Consider the following 18981-nt stretch of genomic DNA (forward strand, 5'->3'; position numbering starts at 1 on the left):
GCCATGTCAAAATATAACTGGGATGAAAAGCATATCATCACCTTCCCTGAAGAAAAAGTGGCCCTCTCTACCAAGGATTTACATGTTTACTACGGTAAAAATGAATCCATTAAGGGCATCGATATGCAATTTGAAAAAAATAAAATTACGGCCTTGATTGGTCCTTCTGGATCTGGGAAATCTACTTATCTTCGCAGTCTCAATCGGATGAATGATACCATTGATATTGCCAAGGTCACAGGTCAAATACTCTACCGAGGGATTGACGTCAACCGTCCAGAAATCAATGTCTATGAGATGCGCAAGCATATTGGAATGGTCTTCCAACGGCCAAACCCATTTGCTAAGTCTATCTACCGCAACATTACTTTTGCTCATGAACGTGCAGGAGTCAAGGACAAGAAGGTCTTGGATGAAATTGTGGAAACTTCGCTCCGTCAGGCTGCCCTTTGGGACCAGGTCAAAGATGACCTTCACAAATCAGCCTTGATGCTTTCTGGTGGTCAGCAACAACGTCTCTGCATCGCGCGAGCCATCTCTGTCAAGCCAGACATCCTCTTGATGGATGAGCCAGCGTCAGCCTTGGATCCGATTGCGACAGCCCAGCTGGAAGAAACCATGTTGGAATTGAAGAAGGACTTTACCATCATCATCGTTACCCACAGTATGCAACAGGCTGCGCGTGCAAGTGACTACACAGGATTTTTCTACTTGGGTGATTTGATTGAGTATGATAAGACATCCAATATTTTCCAAAATGCCAAGCTACAGTCAACCAATGACTATGTAACGGGACACTTTGGTTAGAAAGGAAGCAGTATGACAGAACCGATTTTGCAGGTTAAAGACCTGTCCGTTTATTACAATAAAAAGAAGGCTTTGAATAGTGTTTCCCTTTCTTTCCAACCTAAGGAAATAACAGCCTTGATTGGTCCTTCTGGATCAGGAAAGTCCACCCTGCTCAAAGCCATCAACCGCATGGGCGATCTAAATCCTGAGGTGACAACAACTGGAACAGTGATTTATAATGGCCACAATATCTACAGTCCACGTACCGATACGGTTGAATTGCGTAAGGAAATCGGTATGGTCTTTCAACAGCCCAATCCTTTCCCTATGTCTATCTATGAAAATGTTGTCTACGGCTTACGTATCAATGGAGTCAAGGATAAACATGTTTTGGATGAAGCAGTAGAAAAATCTTTGCAACGTGCTTCTATCTGGGATGAGGTCAAGGATCGCTTGCATGATTCAGCCATTGGTCTCTCAGGTGGCCAACAGCAACGTGTTTGTGTTGCCCGTGTCTTAGCAACCAGTCCCAAGATTATTCTCTTGGATGAACCGACTTCAGCTTTGGATCCTATCTCGGCTGGTAAGATTGAGGAAACCTTGTATGGTCTGAAAGATAAATACACCATGCTCTTGGTAACACGTTCGATGCAACAGGCCTCTCGTATCTCTGATAAAACAGGCTTTTTCCTAGATGGGGATTTGATTGAGTTTAACGATACGAAGAAAATGTTCCTAGACCCACAAAACAAGGAAACAGAAGATTATATTACAGGAAAATTTGGATAAGGAGTTGAATGATGTTACGATCTCAATTTGAAGAAGATTTGGAGAAATTGCACAACCAGTTCTATGCCATGGGACAAGAAGTGCTCTCACAAATCAATCGTACAGTGCGTGCCTTTGTCACACATGACCGTGATTTGGCAAAAGAAGTTATTGAGGAAGATGCAGAAGTAAATGGATATGAAGTGAAACTCGAAAAGAAATCATTTGAAATGATCGCGCTTCAACAACCTGTTTCTCAAGACCTCCGTACGGTATTGACAGTTCTTAAGGCAGTATCAGACCTGGAACGCATGGGAGACCATGCAGTGTCAATCGCAAAAGCAACTATTCGTATGAAGGGGGAACAACGCATTCCTGCAGTTGAAGAAGAGATCAAAAAGATGGGACGCGATGTGAAAAACTTCGTCGAAGCGGCTCTAGATCTCTATCTGAATGGTTCGGTGGATCAAGCCTACGAAGTAGCAGCGATGGACGAAAAAATCAACCATTACTTTGATAGCATTCGTGATTTGGCTACAGAAGAAATTAAGAAACATCCTGAAGCCATCGTTACAGGTCGTGATTACTTCCAGGTCATTTCCTTCTTGGAACGTATCGGAGACTACGCTAAAAATATCTGTGAATGGGTTGTTTACTTTGAAACAGGGAAAATCGTTGAACTATAAGAAACGGTTTAAATATACAGAATAAAAGGCTGATTGTGATAAATCAGTCTTCTTTTTATGAAAAGAATTATTTTACATTCAAAATCTTTAAAAGGGTTGACAACTATTTTTAAAAGGATTATAATTATTCAGAAATAACAGAAAGGTCGTTTATTTATGAAATTAAAAAAATGGATGTTAGTTGTATGTAGCATGCTTGCCAGCATGGTTTTGGTAGCTTGCCAGTCAGGAACGGATAGCTCCCAGTCTGCTGTGGACGCTATCAAACAAAAAGGAAAGCTAGTCGTTGCGACCAGTCCAGACTATGCACCATTTGAATTCCAATCCTTGGTAGATGGTAAAAACCAAGTGGTTGGGGCAGATATTGATATGGCTCAAGCGATTGCGGATGAGCTTGGGGTTAAACTTGAAATCTCTAGCATGAGTTTTGACAATGTTTTGACCAGCCTTCAAACTGGAAAGGCTGACTTAGCCATTGCAGGAATTAGTGCTACAGATGAGAGAAAGGAAGTCTTTGACTTTTCAATCCCTTACTATGAAAACAAAATGAGCTTCTTGGTTAGAAAAGCCGATTTAGACAAATACAAGGATCTTTCAAGCCTTGCAAGTGCGAATATCGCAGCTCAAAAGGGAACTGTGCCAGAAACCATGGTCAAGGAACAATTGCCAAATGCCCAGTTGACATCCTTGACCAATATGGGAGAGGCAATCAATGAATTGCAGGCTGGAAAAGTGGATGCTGTTCATATGGATGAACCAGTGGCTCTTAGTTACGCAGGCAAAAACTCAGACCTTGTTGTTGCATCTGTTAACTTGACGATGAAAGATGGCGAAGCCAATGCCGTTGCTATCAAGAAGGATCAATCAGACTTGAAAGCAGTAGTAGATAAGGTTATCCAAAAACTAAAAGATGACGGAACCTATCAAAACTATCTTGAAAAAGCAGCGAAACTAACAGAAGTTGAATAATAAGAAAAAACAGAGTTGGACTTTAATCTAACTCTGCTTTTATGTATTCTAATAGCTCTTCTAGATTTTCAAGAGTGACTTTGGCGAACTGATAAGGACAGGCGTCCAAATAAGCCTTCTCAAAAAAGTCTAGTTTGAGTGAGCTGTGTTTCAAACTGGCAATCTTAGGATAGTGTCTCAAATCAAGCAGAAGGCCATCGTGTAGAGGATAGTGGGGCAAGGGACAGGTATTTTTTTCAAGTACTTCCTTAATCTGAGCTTGATAGTTCTCTTGAAGGGTCAGTCTGGCCAATCGATTTTTTTCAAATAACTGGCTATCGATGTAAAGAGAAAGAGCCTTTTGCATGATAAGATTGCTGTCATAGTCCAGGATATTTTTGTAGGAAACAAAGGCCTCTTTTAGAGCATTTGGGAGAATGAGAGCTGTGATACGAAGGGCTGGAAAGAGGCTGGTTGAGAAGGACTTGATATAAATGACGCGATCCTCTGTATCCAGATAGTGGAAGGTTTGGCCCTTTCTAGGATCTAGGTCCCCTAGATAGTCATCCTCTACGATGTAAACACCATACTGGTTTGCTAGATTCAGAATAACCCTTTTTTCCTGATCAGAGTAGGAATGACCTAGGGGATAGTGGAAGCGAGGAATGGTATAGAAAAACTTGATTTTCCCAGATTTGAACTGTTTTTCCAGTTCTTCAAGGTCAATACCATCAATACGGCGTTCAATGGTCTGGTAGGTTAATCCCTGAGCGACCAAGAGGCGGTTCATTCGGTGATAGGTCGGCTGTTCGACCAAAATCTCAGCTCCCTCGCTCGGAAAGTTAATCTGAGAAAGGATAAAGAGAGCTTGCTGGGTACCAGATGTTAGAACCAGTTGGTCGGGTTTGCAGTAGAGAGACTGGTCAAAGAGGAGTTGATGGACAGATTGTCTGAGTTCCTCAAGTCCTTCTTGGTTATCATAGTAGTTGAAGAGGTAGTTTTCTCGACCTATCAGGGTTTCATTGACACAGAGTCGGAAGTCGTCATAGGCACTGGCGTGTTCGTCAGTGACTTCGATTTCCAAGTCTTGGTGCTGTCCTTGTTCCAGAACATAGTAGCCACTTTGGGGTTTGGCATAGAGGTATTGTTCATGGCGTAATTCCAATAGGGCTCGTTGGATAGTATCCTTGCTACAGTGGAAGTCTTGGCTCAGTTGACGGATAGAGGGAAGTCGGCTACCTGTTGGGAATTTTCCTGATTCGATTCCTTTTTTTAGAAAGGAAACAACTGCTTGGTATTTACTTTCTTTCTTCATTCCAGACCTCCTTTGATTTTGTTACATTGTACCTTTTTTTTGCCTCCTTTGCAATGGGAAAAGCATTTCTCCCTTTCACATCTAAGAGCAAATGTGGTATACTTAGAAAGTATAATGATTCATTGAAAAGAAGATAAGAAAGAGAATGGATAGAAAAGTGCAGGAACCAGTAAAATTATTTCAATACAATACTCTAGGTGCCCTAATGGCAGGTCTCTATGGCGGAACCATGACAGTGGGAGAATTGCTGGAACATGGTGACCTCGGCTTGGGAACTTTGGATTCGATTGATGGGGAGTTGATTGTCCTTGATGGCAAGGCATATCAAGCCAAGGGATCTGGTCAAATGCCTGAAATCGTTGAAGTCGCAGCAGATGCTCTTATTCCCTATGCAGCAGTGGTCCCCCATCAGGCAGAAGTGATTTTTCGTCAGCGTTTTGAGATGACAGATAAGGAATTGGAAAAGCGAATTGAGTCCTACTATGATGGGGAAAATCTTTTTCGTTCCATCAAGATTCATGGCGAATTTTCACAAATGCACGTACGGATGATTCCCAAATCCACACCTGATACCAAGTTTGCTGATGTCGCGACTCACCAACCTGAATATAGCCGTGAAAATGTATCGGGAACCATTGTTGGATTTTGGACACCGGAGATTTTCCATGGGGTGAGTGTTGCAGGCTACCATTTGCATTTTATCTCAGATGACTTGACCTTTGGTGGGCATGTGATGGACTTTGTTATCAAAGAAGGAATGATCGAGGTTGGGGCAGTCGACCAGTTGGACCAACGTTTTCCAGTCCAAGATCGCCAGTATTTATTTGCGAAATTTAACGTTGACGAGATGAAGAAAGATATTGATAAGTCAGAATAGGAGAAAAAGATGACAGTACATATTATCCTTACCATGGTTGCTTTGGTTCTCATTCTAGTAAGTGGAACTTGGTATGCCAAAAAACGGTTTAAAATCTCTCTTGCAGTGATGGGCTTAGGGGCAATCGCATTTTTTGTTTCTTCTCAAGTGTTAGAGAAGATGGTTCACCTTCTGGTACTTCATCCGCAAAAAGACGGAACCATTTTACTCGCGCAGGAGCATCCTTTCTTATACGTCCTTTATGGGATCGCTATGGCAGCCCTCTTTGAAGAGACGGCCCGTTTTATCTTTTTTAAATGGTTGGAGAAAAAGAGAAAGTTGGAAGATAGAGATGCTTTGGCTTATGGTTTAGGACATGGAGGTTTGGAGATGCTCTACCTCGGAATGGGAAGTTTGATTAGCCTTTTGATCCTCTTTTCACTCCTACAATCTTCAAACTCTGATGCGGCGAATCTTCTTACAAAGAGTACATTAGAAACAGTTCAGTCTCTATCAGCATGGCAGGTCTATCTACTAGGAGTTGAGCGTGTCCTTGCTCTGGTTCTCCAAATTAGCCTTACTGTCTGGGTCTATCAAAGTGTCCGTCAAAAGAAATGGATCTATCTCGTTGCTGCCTATGGTTTGCATGCTTTGTTTGACTTAGCTCCAGCTCTATCTCAAGTGGGATGGATTACAAATCCACTTCTAGTTGAGTTCATTCTTCTCGCAGAACTTATAGCTCTTGTCTGGCTAACAAAATCTACATTTTGGAAAAAATCATAAAAAGAGGGATGACCTCTTTTTTTATGTGAAGATTGGATACAGAAATTTCCAGTCGTCAAAAATCTTTAAAAATGGTATAATGAAATGACTTTACAAAAGGATGAGAGATATGACATTAGTAACTAAAATACAAGAACAATTAGAAGGAATTGATATTCGTTTTAAGGAACCATTGAAGCTCTATACCTACACTAAGGTAGGGGGACGAGCGGATTATCTGGTTTTGCCACGGAATCGCTATGAGATGGCGCGTGTCGTTCAATTTGCCAATCAAGAGAATATTCCTTGGATGGTGCTAGGGAATGCCAGCAATATCATCGTTCGTGAAGGTGGAATCCGTGGTTTTGTCATCTTATGCGATAAGCTAAATAACGTTTCAGTTGATGGTTACACTATTGAAGCAGAAGCGGGTGCTAATTTGATTGAGACAACACGCATTGCTCTCCGTCATAGTTTGACTGGTTTTGAGTTTGCTTGTGGCATTCCCGGAAGCGTCGGCGGTGCGGTCTTTATGAATGCGGGTGCCTATGGAGGAGAGATTGCCCATATCTTGCAGTCTTGTCAAATTTTGACCAAGGAAGGGGAAATCGAGACCTTATCTGCCAAGGAATTGGCTTTTGGTTACCGCCATTCAGCTGTTCAAGATTCTGGAGCTGTTGTTTTGTCAGCTAAATTTGCCCTATCTCCAGGAAATCACCAGGTTATCAAGCAGGAAATGGATCGCTTGACTCACCTTCGTGAACTCAAACAACCTCTAGAGTACCCATCTTGCGGTTCAGTCTTTAAGCGTCCAGTGGGGCATTTTGCAGGTCAATTAATTTCAGAGGCTGGTTTGAAAGGCTATCGTATCGGTGGTGTTGAAGTATCTGAAAAGCACGCTGGTTTCATGGTCAATGTTGCTGACGGTACAGCTAAAGACTACGAGGACTTGATCCAATCTGTTATTGAAAAAGTCAAGGAACACTCAGGTGTCACCCTTGAGAGGGAAGTCCGAATCTTGGGTGAGAAAGAGTAAAATTTAGGCAGAAAAGCTGCTACTATGTCAATGGAAAGGGGGTGAAAGCCTATCGTTAGCGAAGATGCATGCAGGTGGTTTTACTCCCTGCAAGAGGTAGTATCGGCTTGACAGAGCCCTGATCTGTTAATTTATGAAAAAGAAGGAATTTATGACAATTGAAAAAACCAATTATTGAATTCAAAAACGTCTCTAAAGTTTTTGAAGACAGCAACACCAAGGTTCTCAAAGACATTAACTTTGAGTTGGAAGAGGGAAAGTTCTATACCTTACTAGGCGCATCTGGTTCAGGAAAATCAACCATCTTGAACATCATTGCAGGTTTACTGGATGCGACGACAGGAGATATTTTGCTGGATGGGGTACGGATCAATGATATCCCGACCAACAAGCGAGACGTCCATACGGTTTTCCAATCCTATGCCTTGTTTCCACATATGAATGTGTTTGAAAATGTTGCCTTTCCCCTCCGCTTGCGTAAGATCGACAAGAAAGAAATCGAACAACGCGTAGCGGAAGTTCTCAAGATGGTTCAGTTGGAAGGTTATGAGAAACGTTCTATCCGTAAACTTTCTGGAGGACAACGTCAGCGTGTGGCCATTGCCCGTGCCATTATCAACCAACCCCGTGTGGTCTTGCTGGATGAGCCCTTGTCAGCGCTGGACTTGAAATTGCGAACAGACATGCAGTACGAACTGCGTGAACTGCAACAACGATTGGGAATTACCTTTGTCTTTGTCACTCACGATCAGGAAGAAGCCCTTGCTATGAGTGACTGGATTTTCGTTATGAACGATGGCGAGATTGTTCAGTCTGGAACACCAGTGGACATCTACGATGAGCCAATCAACCACTTTGTTGCCACCTTTATCGGTGAGTCAAATATCTTGCCTGGTACTATGATTGAGGACTACTTGGTTGAGTTTAACGGCAAACGCTTTGAAGCGGTCGATGGGGGGATGAAGCCAAATGAGCCAGTTGAGGTTGTCATTCGTCCAGAGGACTTGCGCATTACCCTTCCTGAAGAAGGCAAGCTCCAAGTCAAGGTTGATACCCAGCTCTTCCGTGGGGTTCACTATGAGATCATCGCCTATGACGAACTCGGAAATGAATGGATGATCCACTCGACTCGTAAGGCCATTGTGGGTGAGGAAATCGGTCTGGACTTTGAACCAGAAGATATCCACATCATGCGTCTCAACGAAACCGAAGAAGAATTCGATGCTCGTATCGAGGAGTACGTAGAAATCGAAGAGCAAGAAGCAGGTCTGATTAACGCGATCGAGGAGGAAAGAGATGAAGAAAACAACCTCTAAACTCTTTGTAGTGCCCTACATGCTTTGGATTGCCCTCTTTGTTCTCGCACCCTTGGTCTTGATTTTTGGACAATCCTTTTTCAACATTGAAGGGCAGTTTAGTTTAGAAAACTACAAATCCTACTTTGCGTCACAAAACTTGACCTATCTTAAAATGAGCTTCAACTCAGTGCTCTATGCAGGGATTGTGACCATGGTAACGCTACTCATCAGTTATCCAACAGCCCTCTTTTTGACCCGTCTCAAGCACCGTCAACTCTGGCTCATGCTGATTATCTTGCCAACCTGGATCAATCTGCTCCTTAAGGCCTATGCCTTTATCGGGATTTTTGGTCAAAATGGCTCTATTAACCAATTTTTGGAATTTATCGGAATCGGTTCGCAGCAATTGCTCTTTACTGATTTCTCCTTTATCTTTGTCGCAAGCTACATCGAGCTTCCCTTTATGATTTTGCCGATTTTCAATGTCTTGGATGATATGGATAACAATCTCATCAATGCCAGCTACGACCTCGGTGCGACCAAGTGGGAAACCTTCCGCCATGTCATCTTCCCTCTATCGATGAATGGAGTGAGAAGTGGGGTCCAATCAGTCTTTATCCCAAGTTTGAGTCTCTTCATGCTGACACGTTTGATTGGTGGGAACCGTGTTATCACGCTGGGAACGGCTATTGAGCAGAACTTCCTGACCAATGACAACTACGGTATGGGTTCTACCATTGGTGTGATCCTCATCCTGACCATGTTCATCACCATGTGGGTGACCAAGGAAAGGAGAGAACGATGAAAAAATTTGCCAATCTTTACCTAGCCTTTGTCTTTATCATCCTTTATTTGCCAATTTTTTACTTGATTGGCTATGCATTTAATGCTGGCGATGATATGAACAGTTTTACTGGTTTTAGCTTGAGCCATTTTAAGACCATGTTTGGTGATGGCCGTCTCATGTTAATCCTAATCCAAACCTTTTTCTTGGCCTTTCTATCAGCCTTGATAGCGACCATTATTGGGACTTTCGGTGCCATCTATATCTATCAGTCTCGTAAGAAATACCAAGAAGCCTTTTTATCACTCAATAATATCCTCATGGTTGCACCTGACGTTATGATTGGTGCCAGCTTCTTGATTCTCTTTACCCAGCTTAAGTTTTCACTTGGCTTTTTGACGGTTCTATCTAGTCACGTGGCCTTTTCCATCCCTATCGTGGTCTTGATGGTCTTACCTCGTCTAAAGGAGATGAATGATGACATGATTCATGCGGCTTATGACCTTGGAGCTAGTCAATTTCAGATGTTTAAAGAAATCATGCTTCCTTACCTGACTCCGTCTATCATTGCAGGTTATTTCATGGCCTTCACCTATTCGCTAGATGACTTTGCCGTGACCTTCTTTGTCACAGGAAATGGCTTTTCAACCCTCTCAGTCGAGATTTACTCTCGTGCTCGTAAGGGGATTTCCCTAGAAATCAATGCCCTCTCTGCACTTGTCTTTCTCTTTAGTATTATCCTAGTTGTTGGCTATTACTTTATCTCACGTGAGAAGGAGGAGCAAGCATGAAAAAACTCTATTCATTTTTAGCAGGAATTGTAGCGATTATCCTTGTCTTGTGGGGGATTGCGACTCATCTAGACAGTAAAATCAATAGCCGAGACAGTCAGAAATTGGTTATTTACAACTGGGGTGACTACATCGATCCAGAACTATTGGAGCAATTTACAGAAGAAACAGGAATCCAAGTTCAGTATGAGACCTTTGATTCTAACGAAGCCATGTATACCAAGATCAAGCAGGGTGGAACGACCTATGATATTGCCATTCCTAGTGAGTACATGATCAACAAGATGAAGGACGAAGACCTCTTGGTTCCGCTTGATTATTCAAAAATTGAAGGAATCGAAAATATCGGACCAGAGTTCCTCAACCAGTCTTTTGATCCGGGCAATAAATTCTCCATTCCTTATTTTTGGGGAACCTTGGGAATTGTTTATAATGAAACCATGATAGATGAGGCGCCCGAGCATTGGGATGACCTCTGGAAACCAGAATACAAGGATTCCATTATGCTCTTTGATGGGGCGCGTGAGGTGCTGGGACTCGGGCTTAACTCACTTGGTTACAGTCTCAACTCCAAGGATCCTCAGCAGTTGGAAGAGACAGTGGATAAGCTCTACAAATTGACTCCAAATATCAAGGCCATTGTGGCGGATGAGATGAAGGGTTACATGATCCAGAGCAATGCGGCTATTGGTGTGACCTTCTCAGGAGAAGCCAGTCAGATGTTAGAGAAAAATCCTAATCTCAAGTATGTCGTTCCGACTGAGGCCAGCAATCTCTGGTTTGATAACATAGTCATTCCAAAAACCGTGAAAAACCAAGATGCAGCCTATGCCTTCATCAACTTTATGCTAAAACCCGAAAATGCTCTTAAAAATGCGGAATATGTCGGCTATGCAACACCAAATAACACAGCCAAGGAATTGCTCCCAGAGGAGACCAAAGAAGACAAGTCCTTCTATCCAGACGCTGATACCATGAAAAACCTAGAAGTTTATGAGAAGTTTGACCATAAATGGACAGGCAAATATAGCGACCTCTTCCTACAGTTTAAAATGTACCGGAAGTAGAAGATATGCTTTCTTGTCAGCTTTCCCAGTTGACGCAGAACCCAAAAAACGATATAATAAGAAAGTTGAGAATTGGTTTTCTCTCCATCTTAGTCCAGAGAATTGGCGGTGCTGCGAGCCATCTAAGGTAGGAAATCATGCTACTCAATCAGACAATTGCATAAGATTATGAGAATGACAAGTTCATTGAATGAAGGTGGTACCGCGGTTTTTCGCCCTTCGTGATGTGAGCTTGTCTTTTGATTTTTGGAGGTGTTTATGAAGACATTTCTCGTGAAACAAAAGTTTCGTCTTGGAGGCGAACGCTTCGATATCAAGGATGATAGAGGAGTGGTAAACTATCAGGTGGAGGGATCTTTCTTCCAAATTCCTAAGACCTTTACCATCTATGACGCCTATGGTGAGCAAGTCAGTGAGATTAGTAAAGAATTTTTCACCTTGCTTCCTCACTTTAATATCCAGTTACGAAACGGTTCCAATTTCGTTATTCGTAAGAAGTTGACCTTCTTTCGAGATAAGTATGAGTTTGATCATCTAGGACTTCGCATCGAGGGCAATATCTGGGATTTGAATTTCAAATTGCTGGATGATCGTGACCAAGTGATTGCCGAGATTCGGAAAGAGATTTTCCATTTAACCTCGACTTACACCGTAACCGTCTATGAAAACTCTTATGCAGACCTGGTCATTTCCCTCTGTGTCGCGATTGACTATGTGGAGATGCTGGAAAGCCAATCAAATTAAACAAGTAAATAAGGAGATATTATGAAACAACTATCTAGTGCTCAAGTTCGCCAAATGTGGCTAGATTTCTGGGCAAGCAAAGGCCACTCTGTAGAACCATCAGTCAGCTTGGTTCCTGTAAACGACCCAACTCTTTTGTGGATCAACTCTGGGGTAGCAACCCTTAAGAAATATTTTGACGGGACTATCAAACCTGAAAATCCACGTATCACCAATGCGCAAAAAGCTATCCGTACCAACGACATCGAAAATGTCGGAAAAACGGCTCGCCACCATACAATGTTTGAAATGTTGGGGAACTTCTCTATTGGGGATTACTTCCGTGATGAAGCTATCACCTGGGCTTATGAACTCTTGACAAGCTCAGAATGGTTTGATTTTCCAGCTGAAAAACTCTACATGACCTATTACCCTGATGACAAAGATTCATACAATCGTTGGATTGCTGTTGGTGTAGATCCAAGTCACTTGATCCCAATCGAGGACAACTTCTGGGAAATTGGTGCTGGACCTTCTGGACCAGATACAGAGATCTTCTTTGACCGTGGAGAAGAATTTGACCCAGAAAACATCGGTCTTCGTCTCCTTGCAGAAGATATCGAAAACGACCGTTACATCGAAATCTGGAACATCGTTTTGTCACAATTTAACGCTGATCCAGCTGTACCTCGTAGTGAGTACAAGGAATTGCCACACAAGAATATTGATACGGGCGCTGGTTTGGAGCGTTTGGTGGCAGTTATCCAAGGGGCTAAGACCAACTTTGAAACTGACCTCTTCATGCCGATTATCCGTGAAGTTGAGAAATTATCTGGTAAGGTTTATGACCAAGGCGGCGACAACATGAGCTTCAAGGTCATCGCTGACCACATTCGTTCTCTTTCATTTGCCATTGGTGATGGTGCCCTTCCAGGAAATGAAGGTCGTGGTTATGTTCTTCGTCGTTTGCTCCGTCGTGCTTCTATGCACGGTCAAAAATTGGGTATCAACGAGCCTTTCCTATACAAACTCGTTCCAACTGTTGGAAAAATCATGGAAAGCTACTACCCAGAAGTGCTTGAAAAACGTGACTTTATCGAAAAAATCATCAAGAGCGAAGAAGAGTCATTTGCTCGTACCCTTCACTCAGGTCAACACTTTGCAGAAACCATTGTAGCTGACTTGAAAGCGAAAGGACAAAGCGTTATCGCTGGTTCAGATGTCTTCAAACTCTACGACACATATGGATTCCCAGTTGAATTGACAGAAGAAATCGCTGAAGAAGCTGGTATGACTGTAGACCGTGAAGGTTTTGAAGCAGCCATGAAAGAGCAGCAAGAACGTGCGCGTGCGTCAGCTGTCAAAGGCGGCTCAATGGGAATGCAAAATGAAACCCTCCAAAACATTACAGTGGAAAGTGTCTTCAACTACAATGCTAGTCAATTGCCTTCTAAGTTGGTGGCTATCGTAGCGGACAATGCAGAAGTTGAAGCTGTTTCAGAAGGAACTGCCTCTCTCATCTTTGCAGAGACTCCATTCTACGCTGAAATGGGTGGACAAGTAGCTGACCACGGTCAAATCTTGGATGCTGTAGGGAACCTTGTGGCTACAGTGATAGATGTTCAAAAAGCGCCAAACGGACAAGCTCTTCACACGGTTGAAGTTCTTGCACCGCTTGCTTTGAACCAAGAATACACCTTGGCCATCGATACCAATCGTCGTCACCGTGTCATGAAAAACCATACAGCAACTCACTTGCTCCATGCAGCCCTTCACAATATCCTTGGAAACCATGCGACACAAGCAGGATCCCTTAACGAAGTCGAATTCCTTCGCTTTGACTTCACACACTTCCAAGCAGTAACTCCTGAAGAATTGCGTGCCATTGAACAACAGGTCAATGAGAAAATCTGGGAAGCAATTGCAGTAGAAACTGTTGAGACAGATATTGACACTGCTAAAGAAATGGGTGCTATGGCCCTCTTTGGTGAGAAATACGGTAAAGAAGTTCGTGTTGTGACTATCGGTGATTACTCTGTTGAGCTTTGTGGTGGTACCCACGTTGGCAATACTTCTGAAATTGGCCTCTTCAAGATTGTCAAAGAAGAAGGGATTGGATCAGGAACTCGCCGTATCTTGGCAGTGACTGGTAAGGAAGCCTTTGAAGCCTACCGCGAACAAGAAGATGCTCTGAAAGCCGTCGCAGCAACTTTGAAAGCAACTCAACTCAAGGAGGTTCCTCACAAGGTTGAAGGTCTTCAAGAACAACTCCGTCAATTGCAAAAAGAAAATGCAGAGTTGAAAGAAAAAGCAGCAGCTGCAGCTGCAGGTGATGTCTTCAAGAATGTTCAAGAAGCAAACGGCCACCGTTACATTGCAAGCCAAGTTTCTGTATCAGATGCAGGTGCCCTTCGTACCTTTGCGGACAAATGGAAACAAAAAGACTACTCTGATGTGCTTGTCCTAGTTGCCGCTATCGGTGACAAGGTCAACATCCTTGTTGCAAGCAAGACAAAAGATGTGCATGCAGGAAACCTTGTCAAAGAATTGGCTCCAATCGTTGATGGACGTGGTGGTGGTAAACCAGACATGGCCATGGCAGGAGGAAGCGACCAAGCCAAGATCCAAGAACTCTTGGATGCAGTAGCTGGTAAATTATAAGACAATAAAGATCTATCCATTTGGGTAGGTCTTTTTGTGCATACAAAAAAGCCAAATCCGACTGGATTTGATTTGTAACTGATAGGTTTATTTTGCTGTCCAGACACTGACTGACCCCGCTGCTACTGGAAATTCTCCATAACCGTCAGCATTGATTGTAACTTGTGCTGAATGATTTTCAAGGAGATCAATAAAGGTTTGGTCAGCCCATTCTTGCCCGACAAACATTGACTTGCTGTTTTCTTGGTCATTTGAAATCAAGACCGCGATTGGGGATTGATCTTCAGCACCTGAACGAACCCAACCGATACAGTTGGCATCATCAAAGTAGTCTGTTTGCTCTCCATAGGCTAAATCTTTTCGGATGGCTAGGAGACGATCAAGAACTTCTCTGAAATCTTCTTGGGCATATTGCCCTGAAATGCCGTAATAATCTCCGTAAAAGACACATGGAAGACCATCTTGGCGTAATAGAATAAGGGCATAGGCTGCTGGCTTGAACCATTCTTCAACAGTAGACTCAAGGGCTTGACCTCGTTGGGTATCATGGTTGTCGACAAAGGTCACAGCCTTATCGGGCTTTAGTTCAACCAAGCTATCTGTGAAAATGCCACGAAGGTCGTAGCTTGCTCCAGCCTGACTAGCTTCAAAGAGATTCTGGTGGAGACGAACATCGACAAGGTCAAAGCGTTCTTCTGTTTTTTCAAGGTAGTCTAGATTAGCCTCCTTGTCTGGGTTCCAAAATTCCCCAAAAACATAGAAATCTTGACCGTATTTTTCCTTCATATCACGGATGAAATTGCGCATAAAGAAAGAGTCAATGTGTTTGACGGCATCCAAGCGGAAACCAGCAATACCAGTCGTTTCCATGAACCAGTCAGCCCAGTCATAGATATTTTTGATCACTTCAGGATGCTTAAAGTCTAGGTCGGCATACATGAGGTAGTCGTAGTTGCCGTTTTCATTATCGACCAATTCCTCGTTTGCCCAGCCCTTGTTGTCCCCTTGGATCAGGTAAATGCCAGATTTACGGCGTTTGGCATCGTAGTCTGTACCTGTGAAGTGGTACCAGTGCCAGTGGAAGTCATTGTAGGTATTTTGACGACCATCGAAAGTAAAGTGAGTCCAACCATTGATGGTGAAGGGCTCGCTTAGTTGAACGGTACGGTCCTCAGGGTCCACTTCAATAACCTGAAAGGATTCCATGTGATCGGCTGCAGCCTTGTGATTGAGCACCACATCGGCCATAGGTCGAATTCCCTGAGCCTTTAGGGCTTGAATGGCTTGAAGATAGTCTTCTTTAACCCCATACTTGGTACGGACAGTCCCTTTTTGGTGAAATTCACCTAGGTCAAATAGGTCATATACCCCGTAACCCACATCTTTTTCATTTGTAGCCTTGAAGGCTGGTGGCATCCATACGTGGCTAATTCCCAAATGGGCTAGGTGCTCTGCATCATTTGTCAGTCGCGTCCAGTGTTGGCCGTCGTGGGGTAGATACCACTCAAAGTATTGCATAAGTGTCTGATTTTGCATGATTTTTCCTCTTACTTGTCAATCTTGTGTTTTATTCTACCATAAAGTCCAGAACTAGGCAAACGTTTGCGCAAAGTTTCTATACTCATTTCTAGAAATGTCTATTTTTAAAGACACTATTTCCTTCCCATTGCTAGAGAAATAATGTTTAGGAGAAAAAATAAATTGAGTAAACTTATTTTTACAAAAATGGCACTTAGTAAACTAAAGTAAAAATGGATAAGCGGTTTCTTTTTTGAGAATTGTCATAAAATTTGCTATAATAGTAGCTATGAATAGAATTAGGGTCAGCAGACGTGTTGAAAAAAAGCTAGCTAAGGGTCTAGTTCTTTTGGAAGCAAGTGATTTAACAGATATTGATCTGACGGATCAGGCAGTAGAAGTTCTTAGTCAAGACGGGAAGTTTTTAGGGAGTGCCTATCTTTCTCAGCAGAACAAGGGCATTGGCTGGTTGGTCAGCAAGGAAAAGGTTGGTTTCAACCAATCCTTCTTTGAAACTCTGTTTCGTAAGGCCAAGGAAGCTAGAAAGCCTTATTATCAAGATGACTTGACCACTGCCTTTCGCCTTTTTAACCAAGAGGGGGATGGTTTTGGTGGTCTGACTGTTGATCTCTACGGAGCTTATGCTGTCTTTTCGTGGTACAACTCCTTTGTTTACCAGATTCGGAAGTTGATAGTAAAGGCTTTTAAGGAAGTTTTTCCTGAGGTCTTGGGAGCGTACGAAAAGATTCGTTTTAAAGGTCTAGATTACGAGTCTGCCCATGTTTATGGTGAGGAAGCGCCAGACTATTTTACTGTTCTTGAGAATGGCGTGCTCTATCAAGTCTTTATGAATGATGGCTTGATGACAGGTATTTTCCTGGACCAACATGAGGTTCGTGGGAGTTTGGTGGATGGTCTAGCCATGGGTAAATCCTTGCTCAATATGTTTTCCTATACGGCTGCCTTTTCAGTTGCTGCAGCTATGGGAGGCGCGAGTGAGACAACTTCTGTCGACTTGGCCAAACGGTCTAGAGAGCTATCAGAGGCTCATTTTCAGGCAAATGGATTCAGTACGGACAATCATCGTTTTATCGTCATGGATGTCTTTGAGTACTTCAAGTATGCCAAGCGAAAAGGCTTGACCTATGATGTGATTGTTCTTGATCCGCCGAGCTTTGCCCGCAATAAAAAACAAACATTCTCTGTAGCTAAGGACTATCACAAGTTGATTTCCCAGAGTCTAGAGATTTTAAATCCGGGAGGCATTATCATTGCCAGTACCAATGCTGCCAATGTTTCCCGCCAGAAATTTACAGAACAAATTGATAAAGGTTTTGCAGGAAGAAGGTATCAGGTCTTGAACCAATATGGCCTTCCAGCAGACTTTGCCTATAATAAAAAAGATGAAAGCAGTAATTACCTCAAGGTGATTAGTATGAAGGTTAGTAAATGAAATTAGTCGTCTCAGTAATGCCAAGAAGTTTAGAAGAAGCGCAAGAACTGGATGCCACTAGGTATGAAGATGCCGATATCATTGAGTGGCGTGCGGACTTTCTTACAAAGGACACTATTTTACAGGTAGCACCCGCTATCTTTGAGAAATTTGCAGGACGCGAACTTATCTTTACCCTTCGGACTCGCGCTGAGGGAGGAGAAATCGAACTTTCCTCAGAAGAGTATGTTCAAATCATCAAGGAAGTGGCGCAACTCTATCAACCAGACTATATTGATTTTGAGTACTACAGCTACAAGGATGTTTTTGAGGAAATGTTAGATTTTCCAAATCTCGTATTGAGCTATCATAATTTCCAGGAGACACCTGAAAACATGATGGAAATCCTGTCTGAGTTGACCAGTCTCTCTCCAAAAGTGGTCAAGGTATCTGTCATGGCCCACACGGAGCAAGATGTTTTAGACTTGATGAACTACACACGAGGATTTAAAACACTCAATCCTGAGCAAGAGTACGTAACCATTTCCATGGGGAAAATGGGCAAGGTATCACGCATTACTTCAGATGTGACGGGTTCGAGTTGGTCATTTGCTAGTCTGGATGAAGCGAGTGCACCAGGTCAGATTTCTCTATCAAACATGAAGAAAATTAGGGAGATTTTGGATGAAGGTTGATGGCTATACACGTTTAGCTGCAGTTGTTGCAAATCCCATTAAACACTCTATTTCACCCTTTATCCACAATAGGGCCTTTGAGGCGACAGCTACCAATGGTGTCTATGTAGCTTGGGAGATTGAAGCGGGTGACTTGGCAGAAACAGTAGCCAATATTCGCCGTTACCAGATGTTTGGGATCAACCTGTCTATGCCTTACAAGGAGCAAGTGATTCCTTATCTGGATGAGTTGAGTGATGAGGCTCGTTTGATTGGTGCGGTCAATACAGTTGTTAATCAAGACGGAACGTTAATTGGATATAATACAGATGGCAAGGGATTTTTTAAGAGCTTGCCTTCTTTTACAATCTCGGATAAGAAAATGACCATTCTGGGCGCAGGTGGTGCGGCCAAATCAATCTTGGCTCAGGCTATTTTGGATGGCGTCAGTCAGATTTCAGTCTTTGTGCGTTCAGCTTCCATGGAAAAAACAAGACCTTACCTAGACAAGTTGCAGGAGCAAACAGGCTTTAAAGTGGACTTGTATGCTTTAGAAGATGTTTCTGAACTGCAAGCACGGATTACTCAGTCAAACCTGCTCGTCAATGCGACCAGTGTGGGGATGGATGGCCAGTCATCCCCAGTTCCGACAAGTATAGTCTTACCAGAAACTCTCTTGGCGGCAGATATCATTTACCAACCCTTTGAAACACCATTTTTGAAATGGGCCAAAGGTCAGGGAAATCAAGCAATCAATGGCCTTGGAATGTTGCTCTATCAAGCTGCTGAAGCTTTTCAACTGTGGACAGGTAAAGAAATGCCGACTGAAGAGATTTGGCAGTCCTTGACAGAAAAATATAAATAGTGAAAAGG

The 18981-nt window shown here is 42.9% G+C and carries 18 protein-coding genes; 16 read left to right on the forward strand and 2 right to left on the reverse strand.

Features of this window, described 5'->3' with window-relative positions; all coding sequences use genetic code 11:
* Nucleotides 1-3: 3 nt before the first annotated feature.
* The 4 genes from pstB (STO1_RS03310) (at nt 4) to STO1_RS03325 (ending at nt 3212) form a co-directional block, all read left to right on the forward strand.
* Entirely contained in the window at nt 4-807 is an 804-nt protein-coding gene (gene pstB, locus STO1_RS03310; protein ID WP_000049851.1) for a phosphate ABC transporter ATP-binding protein PstB, read from the forward strand.
* A gap of 12 nt (nt 808-819) precedes the next feature.
* Entirely contained in the window at nt 820-1578 is a 759-nt protein-coding gene (gene pstB / locus STO1_RS03315) for a phosphate ABC transporter ATP-binding protein PstB (RefSeq protein ID WP_096421957.1), read from the forward strand.
* An 11-nt stretch (nt 1579-1589) separates the two neighbouring features.
* The gene (gene phoU, locus STO1_RS03320) at nt 1590-2243 is read left to right on the forward strand and encodes a phosphate signaling complex protein PhoU (RefSeq protein WP_000946475.1); all 654 of its coding nucleotides are present in this window, start codon (nt 1590-1592) and stop codon (nt 2241-2243) included.
* Between the two features lie 156 nt (nt 2244-2399).
* Nucleotides 2400-3212: an ABC transporter substrate-binding protein gene (locus tag STO1_RS03325; RefSeq protein ID WP_061588287.1), complete on the forward strand. Its 813-nt coding sequence runs from the start codon at nt 2400-2402 to the stop codon at nt 3210-3212.
* A gap of 22 nt (nt 3213-3234) precedes the next feature.
* On the opposite strand, the gene STO1_RS03330 is transcribed toward STO1_RS03325, so the two are convergent.
* Entirely contained in the window at nt 3235-4506 is a 1272-nt protein-coding gene (locus tag STO1_RS03330) for an aminotransferase-like domain-containing protein (RefSeq protein WP_084939136.1), read from the reverse strand.
* A 145-nt stretch (nt 4507-4651) separates the two neighbouring features.
* Between STO1_RS03330 and budA the strand changes: the two genes are divergently transcribed.
* The 9 genes from budA (at nt 4652) to alaS (ending at nt 14484) form a co-directional block, all read left to right on the forward strand.
* The gene (gene budA, locus STO1_RS03335) at nt 4652-5383 is read left to right on the forward strand and encodes an acetolactate decarboxylase (protein WP_084939135.1); all 732 of its coding nucleotides are present in this window, start codon (nt 4652-4654) and stop codon (nt 5381-5383) included.
* A gap of 9 nt (nt 5384-5392) precedes the next feature.
* Nucleotides 5393-6145 carry a YhfC family intramembrane metalloprotease gene (locus tag STO1_RS03340; protein WP_007520290.1) on the forward strand — a complete coding sequence of 251 codons (753 nt, stop codon included), beginning with the start codon at nt 5393-5395 and terminating at the stop codon, nt 6143-6145.
* 109 nt (nt 6146-6254) lie between these two features.
* Nucleotides 6255-7160 carry a UDP-N-acetylmuramate dehydrogenase gene (gene murB / locus STO1_RS03345; protein WP_007520288.1) on the forward strand — a complete coding sequence of 302 codons (906 nt, stop codon included), beginning with the start codon at nt 6255-6257 and terminating at the stop codon, nt 7158-7160.
* 158 nt (nt 7161-7318) lie between these two features.
* Complete coding sequence (locus STO1_RS03350) at nt 7319-8476, forward strand: ABC transporter ATP-binding protein (protein ID WP_000742901.1); 1158 nt, start codon at nt 7319-7321, stop codon at nt 8474-8476.
* Entirely contained in the window at nt 8457-9263 is an 807-nt protein-coding gene (locus tag STO1_RS03355) for an ABC transporter permease (RefSeq protein ID WP_000754120.1), read from the forward strand. Before STO1_RS03350 ends, STO1_RS03355 begins: the two co-directional genes overlap by 20 nt.
* The gene (locus STO1_RS03360; protein WP_096421959.1) at nt 9260-10033 is read left to right on the forward strand and encodes an ABC transporter permease; all 774 of its coding nucleotides are present in this window, start codon (nt 9260-9262) and stop codon (nt 10031-10033) included. Before STO1_RS03355 ends, STO1_RS03360 begins: the two co-directional genes overlap by 4 nt.
* Complete coding sequence (locus STO1_RS03365) at nt 10030-11100, forward strand: ABC transporter substrate-binding protein (RefSeq protein WP_061588285.1); 1071 nt, start codon at nt 10030-10032, stop codon at nt 11098-11100. Before STO1_RS03360 ends, STO1_RS03365 begins: the two co-directional genes overlap by 4 nt.
* Before the next feature lie 258 nt (nt 11101-11358).
* On the forward strand, nt 11359-11844 hold the full coding sequence (locus tag STO1_RS03370; protein ID WP_096421961.1) for an LURP-one-related/scramblase family protein: 486 nt from the start codon (nt 11359-11361) through the stop codon (nt 11842-11844).
* A gap of 21 nt (nt 11845-11865) precedes the next feature.
* Nucleotides 11866-14484: an alanine--tRNA ligase gene (alaS, locus tag STO1_RS03375; protein ID WP_096421963.1), complete on the forward strand. Its 2619-nt coding sequence runs from the start codon at nt 11866-11868 to the stop codon at nt 14482-14484.
* An 87-nt stretch (nt 14485-14571) separates the two neighbouring features.
* On the opposite strand, the gene STO1_RS03380 is transcribed toward alaS, so the two are convergent.
* Nucleotides 14572-16020 carry an alpha-amylase gene (locus STO1_RS03380; RefSeq protein WP_096421965.1) on the reverse strand — a complete coding sequence of 483 codons (1449 nt, stop codon included), beginning with the start codon at nt 16018-16020 and terminating at the stop codon, nt 14572-14574.
* 271 nt (nt 16021-16291) lie between these two features.
* Here STO1_RS03380 and STO1_RS03385 point away from each other — a divergent pair, with 271 nt between their 5' ends.
* From STO1_RS03385 to STO1_RS03395, 3 genes are read left to right on the forward strand one after another with little or no spacing between them, the layout of a single operon-like run.
* Nucleotides 16292-17455: a class I SAM-dependent rRNA methyltransferase gene (locus STO1_RS03385; protein WP_172843640.1), complete on the forward strand. Its 1164-nt coding sequence runs from the start codon at nt 16292-16294 to the stop codon at nt 17453-17455.
* Entirely contained in the window at nt 17452-18129 is a 678-nt protein-coding gene (aroD, locus tag STO1_RS03390) for a type I 3-dehydroquinate dehydratase (RefSeq protein WP_084918169.1), read from the forward strand. The genes STO1_RS03385 and aroD overlap by 4 nt, the downstream gene beginning before the upstream one ends.
* A complete protein-coding gene (locus STO1_RS03395; RefSeq protein ID WP_096421967.1) occupies nt 18119-18973 on the forward strand; it encodes a shikimate dehydrogenase in 855 nt (284 codons plus the stop codon). The genes aroD and STO1_RS03395 overlap by 11 nt, the downstream gene beginning before the upstream one ends.
* The last annotated feature ends 8 nt before the right edge of the window (nt 18974-18981 follow it).

Origin of the sequence: Streptococcus oralis subsp. tigurinus (genome assembly GCF_002356415.1) — a bacterium.
GTDB classification, from domain to species: domain Bacteria; phylum Bacillota; class Bacilli; order Lactobacillales; family Streptococcaceae; genus Streptococcus; species Streptococcus oralis_F.

What these genes read in the sequence shown, in the direction of transcription:
- pstB (WP_000049851.1), top strand. Translation starts at nt 4, where the DNA reads ATGTCAAAATATAACTGGGATGAAAAGCATATCATCACCTTCCCTGAA.
- STO1_RS03365 (WP_061588285.1), top strand. Translation starts at nt 10,030, where the DNA reads ATGAAAAAACTCTATTCATTTTTAGCAGGAATTGTAGCGATTATCCTT.
- STO1_RS03380 (WP_096421965.1), bottom strand. Translation starts at nt 16,020, where the DNA reads ATGCAAAATCAGACACTTATGCAATACTTTGAGTGGTATCTACCCCAC.
- STO1_RS03370 (WP_096421961.1), top strand. Translation starts at nt 11,359, where the DNA reads ATGAAGACATTTCTCGTGAAACAAAAGTTTCGTCTTGGAGGCGAACGC.
- pstB (WP_096421957.1), top strand. Translation starts at nt 820, where the DNA reads ATGACAGAACCGATTTTGCAGGTTAAAGACCTGTCCGTTTATTACAAT.
- murB (WP_007520288.1), top strand. Translation starts at nt 6,255, where the DNA reads ATGACATTAGTAACTAAAATACAAGAACAATTAGAAGGAATTGATATT.
- aroD (WP_084918169.1), top strand. Translation starts at nt 17,452, where the DNA reads ATGAAATTAGTCGTCTCAGTAATGCCAAGAAGTTTAGAAGAAGCGCAA.
- STO1_RS03355 (WP_000754120.1), top strand. Translation starts at nt 8,457, where the DNA reads ATGAAGAAAACAACCTCTAAACTCTTTGTAGTGCCCTACATGCTTTGG.
- phoU (WP_000946475.1), top strand. Translation starts at nt 1,590, where the DNA reads ATGTTACGATCTCAATTTGAAGAAGATTTGGAGAAATTGCACAACCAG.
- STO1_RS03360 (WP_096421959.1), top strand. Translation starts at nt 9,260, where the DNA reads ATGAAAAAATTTGCCAATCTTTACCTAGCCTTTGTCTTTATCATCCTT.
- STO1_RS03330 (WP_084939136.1), bottom strand. Translation starts at nt 4,506, where the DNA reads ATGAAGAAAGAAAGTAAATACCAAGCAGTTGTTTCCTTTCTAAAAAAA.
- STO1_RS03385 (WP_172843640.1), top strand. Translation starts at nt 16,292, where the DNA reads ATGAATAGAATTAGGGTCAGCAGACGTGTTGAAAAAAAGCTAGCTAAG.
- STO1_RS03395 (WP_096421967.1), top strand. Translation starts at nt 18,119, where the DNA reads ATGAAGGTTGATGGCTATACACGTTTAGCTGCAGTTGTTGCAAATCCC.
- alaS (WP_096421963.1), top strand. Translation starts at nt 11,866, where the DNA reads ATGAAACAACTATCTAGTGCTCAAGTTCGCCAAATGTGGCTAGATTTC.
- STO1_RS03325 (WP_061588287.1), top strand. Translation starts at nt 2,400, where the DNA reads ATGAAATTAAAAAAATGGATGTTAGTTGTATGTAGCATGCTTGCCAGC.
- budA (WP_084939135.1), top strand. Translation starts at nt 4,652, where the DNA reads ATGGATAGAAAAGTGCAGGAACCAGTAAAATTATTTCAATACAATACT.
- STO1_RS03340 (WP_007520290.1), top strand. Translation starts at nt 5,393, where the DNA reads ATGACAGTACATATTATCCTTACCATGGTTGCTTTGGTTCTCATTCTA.